This is a genomic window from Candidatus Edwardsbacteria bacterium, assembly GCA_018821925.1.
Taxonomy (GTDB): domain Bacteria; phylum Edwardsbacteria; class AC1; order AC1; family EtOH8; genus UBA2226.
Genome location: JAHJLF010000007.1, coordinates 23833 through 33224 on the forward strand (window position 1 = coordinate 23833; position 9392 = coordinate 33224).

The 9392-nt window shown below is 49.5% G+C and carries 9 protein-coding genes and 1 pseudogene; 5 read left to right on the plus strand and 5 right to left on the minus strand.

What is annotated here, in order from left to right:
- Nucleotides 1–23 precede the first annotated feature (23 nt).
- From KJ869_00495 to KJ869_00510, 4 genes are all read right to left on the minus strand, one after another.
- Complete coding sequence (locus tag KJ869_00495; GenBank protein ID MBU1575670.1) at nt 24–728, minus strand: ABC transporter ATP-binding protein; 705 nt, start codon at nt 726–728, stop codon at nt 24–26.
- Nucleotides 729–746: 18 nt separating this feature from the next.
- Nucleotides 747–1916 (minus strand): FtsX-like permease family protein, encoded by a 1170-nt coding sequence (locus KJ869_00500; protein ID MBU1575671.1) that lies wholly within the window; start codon nt 1914–1916, stop codon nt 747–749.
- 72 nt (nt 1917–1988) lie between these two features.
- Nucleotides 1989–3200 (minus strand): FtsX-like permease family protein, encoded by a 1212-nt coding sequence (locus tag KJ869_00505; GenBank protein ID MBU1575672.1) that lies wholly within the window; start codon nt 3198–3200, stop codon nt 1989–1991.
- Nucleotides 3201–3219: 19 nt separating this feature from the next.
- On the minus strand, nt 3220–3972 hold the full coding sequence (locus tag KJ869_00510) for an outer membrane lipoprotein-sorting protein (protein MBU1575673.1): 753 nt from the start codon (nt 3970–3972) through the stop codon (nt 3220–3222).
- Nucleotides 3973–4156: 184 nt separating this feature from the next.
- Here KJ869_00510 and KJ869_00515 point away from each other — a divergent pair, with 184 nt between their 5' ends.
- From KJ869_00515 to KJ869_00530, 4 genes are read left to right on the plus strand one after another with little or no spacing between them, the layout of a single operon-like run.
- Nucleotides 4157–4546, plus strand: a complete 390-nt coding sequence (locus KJ869_00515) for a YigZ family protein (protein MBU1575674.1) — start codon at nt 4157–4159, stop codon at nt 4544–4546.
- A 6-nt stretch (nt 4547–4552) separates the two neighbouring features.
- Nucleotides 4553–5938: a YchF/TatD family DNA exonuclease gene (locus tag KJ869_00520; protein MBU1575675.1), complete on the plus strand. Its 1386-nt coding sequence runs from the start codon at nt 4553–4555 to the stop codon at nt 5936–5938.
- Between the two features lie 3 nt (nt 5939–5941).
- Nucleotides 5942–6760: a ribosomal RNA small subunit methyltransferase A gene (rsmA, locus tag KJ869_00525; protein ID MBU1575676.1), complete on the plus strand. Its 819-nt coding sequence runs from the start codon at nt 5942–5944 to the stop codon at nt 6758–6760.
- A gap of 2 nt (nt 6761–6762) precedes the next feature.
- The gene (locus tag KJ869_00530) at nt 6763–7632 is read left to right on the plus strand and encodes a decaprenyl-phosphate phosphoribosyltransferase (protein MBU1575677.1); all 870 of its coding nucleotides are present in this window, start codon (nt 6763–6765) and stop codon (nt 7630–7632) included.
- Nucleotides 7633–7675: 43 nt separating this feature from the next.
- Here the strand turns inward: KJ869_00530 and rpsU are convergent.
- Nucleotides 7676–7837, minus strand: a pseudogene (gene rpsU, locus KJ869_00535) (30S ribosomal protein S21).
- A gap of 295 nt (nt 7838–8132) precedes the next feature.
- Between rpsU and KJ869_00540 the strand changes: the two are divergent.
- The gene (locus KJ869_00540) at nt 8133–9002 is read left to right on the plus strand and encodes a polysaccharide deacetylase family protein (GenBank protein ID MBU1575678.1); all 870 of its coding nucleotides are present in this window, start codon (nt 8133–8135) and stop codon (nt 9000–9002) included.
- Nucleotides 9003–9392: the final 390 nt, after the last annotated feature.

Sequence of the window (9392 nt, forward strand, 5' to 3'; positions counted from 1 at the left end):
AAAAACACGATACATAATACACGCTATTTGACCAGGTCGCTATCTATCCTGCCGTCCTTGATGGTTATTATCCGCTCGGCTTTGTCCATCACCAGCTTGTCGTGAGTGGAGAAAACGAAGGTCATCCCCGTTTTGTGGTTCAGCTCATGCATCATCTCCATCAGGGCCTGGGCGGTTTTGGAATCCAGGTTGGCGGTGGGCTCGTCGGCCAGGATTATCGAGGGCTTGGCCACCATGGCCCTGGCCACCGCCACCCGCTGCTGCTGGCCGCCCGAAAGTTTTGGCGGCAGGCGGTCCTGGTATCCCGCCAGCCCCACCTCCTTTAATGTTTCCAAAACCCGTTGGCGCCGCTCTTCATTGGGAACGCCCTGAAGCATCATCACATATTCGACGTTCTCCTCCACCGTCAGCACCGGTATCAGATTATAGGCCTGGAAAATGAAGCCGATATTGTCCCGCCGGAAATCGGACAGTTCCTTGCCTGACATCTGCGAGATATCCCGGCCATTAAGGTGGACCTGCCCCGATGTGGGGTTGTCCAGACCTGAGATCAAATTTAAAAAAGTTGTCTTGCCCGAACCGGAGGGGCCCACCAATGCGGCGAACTCGCCGGAATTGATAGTCAGATCTATGCCGCGCACCGCCTCCACCGGCAGGCCGTTATCTTGGTAGGTTTTGACCAGTCCCTTAGCGGCCATGATGTGATCGGTATCTTTAAAGGAATTCATAATTTCCCCCAATGCTAGTTAAAAACTTTTTCGCATGGCCGTGGCCGGTTGTATCCGGGCGGCGTGCACTGCCGGATAGATGCCGATGACCAGAGTGAACAGAAAGACCCAAATGGGGTATGTGATGTACTGCTTTATTTGGAATTCGGGGCGGATCGACTCATTGAAGGTGAGTCCGTAGAATTCAGCCCCGGCGTAATTGATCCCGACGGCCGCCAGGATGAGAGTGCTGGCCAGCCCCAGTAAGGCTCCCACTATGATGCTGATGACTGCCAGCGATCCGGCCTCGAACAGGATCAGCTTGGAGATGCCCAAAGCCCTGGTGCCCAGGGCCCGCAGCACCCCGAACTCGAACATTCGCTCGAAGATGGACATGAACAGGGTGTTCAGTATCACGAAGGCCACCAGCCCTATCAGTATCACGGCCATTATGGCGGTGCTGACCTGCGACATGTCTATCATCGATTTTATCTGGGGCATCAGCTGTATCCATGAGAGGGCTTCGTTGCCGTTGGCGGAAAAATGCTTCCAAAATGGAAGCTGCAGGTTCTCGCTGGCTTTGGCGTCTTTGAATTTTATGGCGATCTGGTGGATGTTATCGCCCAGCCCCAACATCTTTTGGGCCCGGCTCAGGCGAATGAAGGCCAGCCCCGAGTTCATGCTGCGGTCCTTCATGTCGTAGATGCCCGATATGCGGAACATCTCCTGCGACAGGTCCCCACTGTGGGCCTGGGACACGGTCAGCACGATCCGGTCTCCCAGTTCAACTTCCAGTATCTCGGCCAGTTTTATGCCCAGCACTATCTCACGGTTGTCATCGCCGGTAAAGTAATCTCCCTGCACCACGGCTTCGTCGATCTTGGTTAAGTGCTTTTCCCAAGCGGGATCGATCCCGATCAGACTGACGCCGCTGACGTTGGCCGGTGAACTGATCATGGCTAAGCTCAAGACTCGCGGGGAATATTTATCAACCAGGTCGTCGTTCGATAGCTCATTCAAAATCCCCTGGGGATCGGTTATTGTCTTCTGCACATCCTGGGTCTGGCGAAAACCCGCGGCATTTATCTGGGCCTCGCCCAAAAACGAGGAGGTGGCCAGATTGACCATTACCCTGACCAGCCCGACCATAAATCCGTCGCTTAGTATCAGCGAAGCCAACCCCATGCCGATGGCCAGGCTGGAAATCAAAGTTCTCCGCTTGTTACGAAAGAGATTTCTCCAGGCTAATTTTACATATAACATCAAATTCACGCCTTATTTTCAGTGTAAACGCATGGCCCGGGCAGGTTGAATCTTAGATGCCATCCTCGCCGGAAATATGCAGACCAGCAGGGCCGAGAAAAAGACCAGCAGGGTGGGGATGTAAATGCTCGGGGCGTTGATCTCGGATTTCATGGTGTCCATCACTATGCCACCCACCTCGGTGGGAGGGATATTAAATCCGTAGATAGAGAAAATATAGTTGACCAGAAGCCCTAACAGGCTGCCTATAACAAGACTGATTGCGGCCATGGCCATTACCTCTATCACCACCATCCGGAATATCTGCGATGGCCGGGTTCCCAGGGCTTTTAAGACCCCGTATTCCCTGGTGCGCTCCAGCACCGCCATCAGCACGGTGTTCAGTACGCCGATAGCCACTATCAGCATGATGATGAAGTGAAATACGACGTTGCCTTGCTTGTCGGCCTGCATGCTCCGGTAGAAGGTCTTGGCCACCACCTGCCATGGCTCGACGTCCAGACCCATCCCCGAAAGCTCTTGTGATAACCGGCGTGTTATCCCCGGCACTTTTTTGATGTTGGAAACATTGATGCTGATCTGGTGGACCCGGCCCTCCAGGACCATCAGCTCCTGGGCATCGGCCAGGTGCAGGTAGAAGGACATCCGATCTTTATAATCGTCTCCGCTCTCCATGATCCCGCAGACGGTGTAGATATCGTTGGCGATGGAGCCATCGGCAGCCTGGGAGACTATCACTATCTGACTGTCCAGATCAGCTTTGAGGCTTTGTGCCAGGCCCTTGCCTATCACCGCAAAATGACCGGGCTGCTCCGGGAATAATATTCCCTGTTTGATCTTTTTGTCAAAATGGGTGGTGGCCGTCTCCCGTCGGGGGTCGATCCCGATCATCTGCACAGCGCTGCTCTTGTCGTTCAGCGAGGCCAGCCCCGGAGCGAATAACTGCGGTGCCCAGGATTCCACCCCTCTGACGGTCTCTATCTTATTGCCTACGTCCTGATAGCCGTCTATGGTCTTGTAAAGCGACGGCTTGTCCAGGTAGTCGCCTTTGTGAATCTGGATGTGGCCGGTCTGGGTGCGGGTAAAGACGTCTATCAGGTGGTTGTAGGAGCCGTCGGCGATGCCGATGCTCAGGGAGGCCAGGGTAAAACCGCCCACCATGGTCAGCACCGTAAAAACCGTGCGCCGTTTTTGACGGAAAATATTTCTTAGGGCCAATTTAAGTATCATAATAGAATGTTGTTTACTATTACCGGCCTTTTTTCAGATTGCGCAGGGAAAATATACCCTCTTTCAGGGGGATGTCAAAATCGGTCTTCAGGTAACGGATGACCGTCCGGTTGCCTTCCTTGGTCTGGGATATCAGCTCCATAACTGTCGGGATGGTCTTGCCGCCCATTACCTTGATCTCTTTGAATTCCATCAGCCGCATCATTCGGCCCTTCTCGTCGTAATATTCCTGCCGGACCGGCAGGTAATCCTTCTCCCTGACAGTCAATATAATCTTGCCCCAGACTACGGCAGCGTTCTCTTTGGGGATCATCTCCAGGCTGAGCATCCCCGGCTCCGGCTCCGCCGGAGTGATCATCGTATAGGTATAATCGTCCAGCATCGATGACTCGCGCACCAGGTCGTCGTTGTTGAAGTCTGAGCCCATCCAGGAGCCCATCATCATTGAGGGCGGCACCTTGATCACCTTGGCGGTCTGGGGCAGGTAGTTCCACATCTCGTTCTTGATGCGCAGGGTGGCGGTACCGCTTTCCTTCTTGGGAGAGTTGATAAGGATGAAAGTCTTGTCGGTGCCCTTGGTCCATGCCTCCAGCGAAAGGGTCCGCTGCCAGTGTGGGGTGCTGATCTCCATTTCCATCTGAGCGTAACTGCTGTTGCTACGGTATAATTGATCCACCTTTTTGATGATCTCCCGGGCCCGGTCCTCCGGCTGGCCATTTAGGCGGCCCAGGGTCAGCAGCATCAGGACAAATGCCAATAATGTTCTTTTCATGTTATTATCTCCCGTCGGATGGTTTGGATTCGCAACCCTGTTAATAATCGCCGGAACGATTGGTTAAATGATATCAATAAAAGGATATATTTTCAATACCGTTGATCGATTAAAAAAATATTAATTATTGACACCATTGATGGTATAATGATATCTTATTAGGTATTAACGCCGCTATGCAAACATGAAGATTATTCAAGGCTTAAAGCAGATAAATCCTTTTATAGTGGACCGAAGATCCAAGTACGCGGTCACTTCTTTTCCGGTCCTTTCGGAGGATGATTTTAAGGAAAAGATTAAGCTTCTATTGAAAGACAAGAAATTCCGTCAGGCCGATCACAACATCGTTGCTTACCGGATAAAAACCGGCGACGGAAGAATTCTTGAATATAAAAACGACGGCTATAATTCCCCGTCAAAGGAGACCGGGGCCGGGGTGATGATGCTGGAGATCATGCGGAAGAGAAAGGCGGAGAACCTCTGCTTGGTGGTCACCCGCTGGTACGGCGGTGTGCACCTGGGAGCAGACCGGTTCAAGCACGTAAGGGATGCGACAATTGAAATATTAAAATGAGATTTGATGAACGAGCCTGATAAAACAAAAATCATTGACACCCACGCCCACCTGACCAAGAGCGACTACAAAAACGACCGGGATCAGGTCATCAAAAGAGCGCAGGATGCCGGCGTGGAGTATATAATCAACGTCGGCTACGATCTGAAGACCAGCCGGGCCTCGGTGGAGCTGGCCGAGAAGCACGACTGTTGCTATGCCGCGGTGGGCATCCATCCCCATGATGCCAAAACTCTTGATGAAAAAACCTTCAAAGAACTGGAAGTTTTGGCTAAAAATCCCAAGGTAGTGGCCATCGGCGAGATGGGCTTGGATTTCCACCGGAACCTGTCCCCCAAAGAAATCCAGGTCGAAGCTTTCAAAAAACAGTTGGCCTGGGCGGAAACGCTTAACCTGCCGGTGGTGGTTCACGACCGCGACGCCCATCAAGAAGTGATGGACATTTTAAAAGAGCATCCTGGTCTCAAAATTGTCCTTCATTGTTTTGCCGGGGATGTCGAAATGGCCAAAGAGTCCAAGCGGCGGGGCTATTTGCTGTCGGCAGGCGGGCCGATTACTTTCAAGAATTCCAAGCATCTTCCCGAAGTGCTTAAAACAGTGGAACTGGAGAGCCTGATGCTGGAGACAGACTGTCCCTACCTGGCTCCGGAGCCGCACCGCGGCCAGCGCAACGAGCCGGCTTATCTGGAGATCATTGCCAGGAAAGTGGCGGAGATCCTTTCGCCACTGACTTATGATGACGTCTGCCGGGTTACCACCCTGAATGCCAAAAAGTTCTTCAACATCGGAAGAATAGACCCGGCCAAGATCGCATATCAGATAAGAGATTCACTCTACCTGAACATCACAAATCGCTGCACCAATTCCTGCCTGTTCTGCATCCGACAGAAGACAGACTTTATCAAGGGGCACAACCTTAGGCTGGAGCGGGAGCCGGATTTCCAGGAGGTAGTTGATGCCATCGGCGATCCATCAAAATATCGGGAGGTGGTCTTCTGCGGCTACGGCGAGCCGCTGCTGCGCCTGGATCTGGTCAAGCAAGTGGCCGGCTGGCTTAAAAGCAAAAAGACCCATGTGCGGATCAACACCAACGGACAAGGCAACCTGATCGCCGGGCGTGATATAATTCCCGAATTAAAAGGCCTGATAGACGAAGTCTCCATCAGCCTCAATGCCGGAGATCAGGAGACCTACGACAGGATCTGCCCCAGCCGGTTCTCCGACAAGGCCTTTGCAGCGTTGCTGGACTTTGCCAAGGGCTGCCGGTCGGCGGGAATAAAAACAACCGTAACGGTAATGGATATGCCGGGAGTTGATATAGAGAAGGCAAAGCAGACGGCCAAGGAGCTGGGGGTAAATATTCGCATCAGGCATTACGATGTGGTGGGATAGCCAATGGAAAACCTGATATTTAAAAAAAGTTTAGCTCCCAAGAAAAAATACGGACAGAATTTTCTCACCTCCCCGGCGGTGGCCGAGAAGATCGTAACCGCTGCCGAACTTAAATCAACAGACACGGTGCTGGAGATCGGGCCAGGCAAGGGTGTGCTGACATCACTGATGACCGACCGGTGTCGAAAAATATGGGCGGTGGAGATAGATCCCCGGCTGGTAGAAACCCTGTCAGCAATGTTCGGGCAAAGCGAAAAAATCAAGATTGTCAATCAGGATATTCTGCAATATGATCTTGATGAAATCATAAAAGAATCCGGCAGGTCATTCAAGGTAGTGGCCAACCTGCCTTATAATATAACGGTTCCCATTCTGGAAAAACTGATAGAGAGTCGCCAGCGTATTGCCAGCATAATAGTGATGGTCCAGAAGGAGATGGCCGACCGCCTATCAGCCAAGCCCGGCAGCAAGGATTACGGCTCGCTATCGATATTCATTCAATATCACTTAACGGTAGAAAAATTATTCAACGTATTGCCCGGCTCATTTTTTCCTAAGCCCAAGATAACGTCATCGGTGATAAAATTAACGCCGCATAAAATGCCGCCGGTAATCCTGGAAGAGGAAGGAGATTTTTTCGATTTCGTGCGGCTATGTTTTTCCCAGAGGAGAAAGATGCTACGCTCAGTGCTTAAACAGCATAATAAATGGGAGGAGGAGATTAGCAATCGGATATCGGCCGAAATGGATCTTACCCGGCGGGCGGAGACCCTGAACCTGAATGAATTCGTCAAGTTGTATAATATTTTAAAGGCGGACTAGCGATGATAAAAAATATCTTCATTTCAATGCGGCCCAGACAGTGGACAAAAAACCTGATAATATTCGCCGGCCTGATATTTTCCCAGAATTTAGGCCATCCGCTGCTGCTGGCCAAAACCATCATCGCCGTTGTCCTGTTCTGCGCCATTTCCGGAGCTGTCTATATTATTAATGATATTCTGGATTACAAATCCGATCAATTGCATCCGGTAAAAAAACAAAGGCCCATTGCCAGCGGCGCCCTGCCCCGGTCAGCCGCTTTGGCAGCAGCGGTGATACTGGGCTTTGCCGGATGCGCAATAGCGTTTTTGATAAACCTGCCGTTCGGTATGGTGGCGCTCTCCTATCTGCTGTTGATGCTGGGCTACAGCCTGTGGCTCAAGCGTCTGGTGATAATAGATGTATTCGTGATTGCGGCGGGATTCGTCATGAGGGCGGCGGCCGGTGCTGAGGCTGTCAGTGTGCCTATCTCCGACTGGCTGCTGATCTGCGTGATATTGTTGTCGCTGTTCCTGGCCCTGGCCAAGAGAAGGCAGGAGATGAAAACCATGGAAAATGAAGCTGTCGTCCATCGTCAGACCCTTTCCGATTACAGCGACAAACTGCTGGACCAGATGATCGCCGTGGTTACTGCTGCGGTGGTCGTCAGCTACAGCCTTTACACCATGTGGCCGGAGACGGTGGAAAAATTCGGGACCAGTAATTTGAAATTCACCATACCTATCGTGCTGTACGGCATATTCAGATACCTCTACCTTATCTACCGGAAAAACCAGGGCGAACAGCCGGAGACGGTGCTTTTGACCGACCGCTGGCTGCTGTCCAGCTTGGTGGTGTATGTCCTGGCGGTGTGGCTGATAATCTACCAATAAAAAAGGCCCCCTGTTATTAGGGGGCCTATTATTTCAATGATATTTAAATTCCGATCTTGGCTTTTCTGGTTCTGGCCTTGGCTGATTTCAGCCTTTTGCGAATGCTGGGTTTCATGAAATACTCGCCTTTGCGGATATCGGCCAGCAAACCTTCCTTGATACACTTGCGCTTAAAGGTTCTTAAAGCTTTATCGAATGAATCATTGCTTTCAACGGTTACCTTCGTATTAAATCACCTCCGATTCTCAATAATGAAAGCAAGTAAGAGTATGTGTTGCTTTTAATTTAGATTTGTAATATACAACATTTTAAGCGTTTTGTCAAGTTTTATTTTATTCGCCTAACGCCAAGCGGTGCATGCGCATAGAGACAAAAGGTGTTTTAGCGAGCTTTTAATATTTGAAATTTTAACCTAAAACTCATTAATATGCATTATGTATATAGTTATATTCCTAATTATTGTAGCGGTTATATCATGTGGTTTGCTTTTTCTGGGATATTTGGTCTGGCGGTCAAGGTTCGGCAGACCGGCCGGTAATTATATTCCCATTCTGGCCTATCATAAGGTTGATAAAAAATTCGAACTGGGCGGGACTTGGACCACACCGGGACAATTCCAAAAACATATGGACTATATCAAGGCCAAGGGCATAACTCCGGTGACGCTTTCCCGGGCGGTGGAATTGATGAGAAGCGGTGAGAGCAAAAACAAAAAATATGTCTGTCTTACCTTCGATGATGCCTATGAGGGATTGTATAATTATGCCTGGCCCATTCTGCAAAAGCACGGATATCCCGCCACCATTTTTGTGGTCACCGATTATGTGGGCAGGGAGAACGAATGGGATGTCAACTGGGGAGGCCGTAAATTCAGGCATCTCGGGTGGAAGCAGATCATCGAGATGTCTGAAGCCGGCATCGAATTCGGATCCCATACCCGCACCCATCAGGACCTTCGCCGGCTTGATGATGATGAGTTGAGGGACGAACTGGTCGGGGCAAAAAATATTTTGGAAAAATATCTGGGGCAAAAAATCGGGACGCTGTCCTATCCCTTCGGCCGTTATGATCAGCGGGTAATGGAGGCTGCCGGCGAATACGGCTATGATGCGGCCTGCAGTCTTTCTCCCCAAATGAAAAATAACCAAATAAATTTTATGGCCCTGCGCCGCAGTGCGGTTTATATCACCGATATAATGTGGGATTATCAGAACAAAATAGTCCAGGAAGGAAGGTTCTTTTGGCTGCAGGACCTGTGGTGCCGGATGATAAATTTTTGTGCCGGGGGAACAATAATCGCCCAAAGCACAATAAAATTATTTCGCCCCAAAAAAAGAATTTTCGACGATGACTTTCTCAAAAACCCGTAAGATGCAGCATTTACAATACTTGCGAACTTATTTTAAAACCTAAAAGCACTGAACACATTGATATTAAAGGGTTTGGCAACTATTATAAAAAAAATCTTATAAAAACATGATTTTAATATCCACAACACAATATATTGTGTTGTGGATATTTTTTTATCTATAATCAGCTATAAACAATCATAGGTCTTGTAAAGCATTGATTTCAAAGGATTTTTTAAACTTAATAAGAATTCATAAAAATATAACTAAAAATAAATATAATTTTACAAAAAATATTCTTGACAAAAATACAATATGTTGTATATTTATAAACAGATAACACAAGATTATAAAAAAGGGTTTATTATTTTGGGTGCCGATAAAAAACCGGCTCCTAAAAAAAGGAGGTGA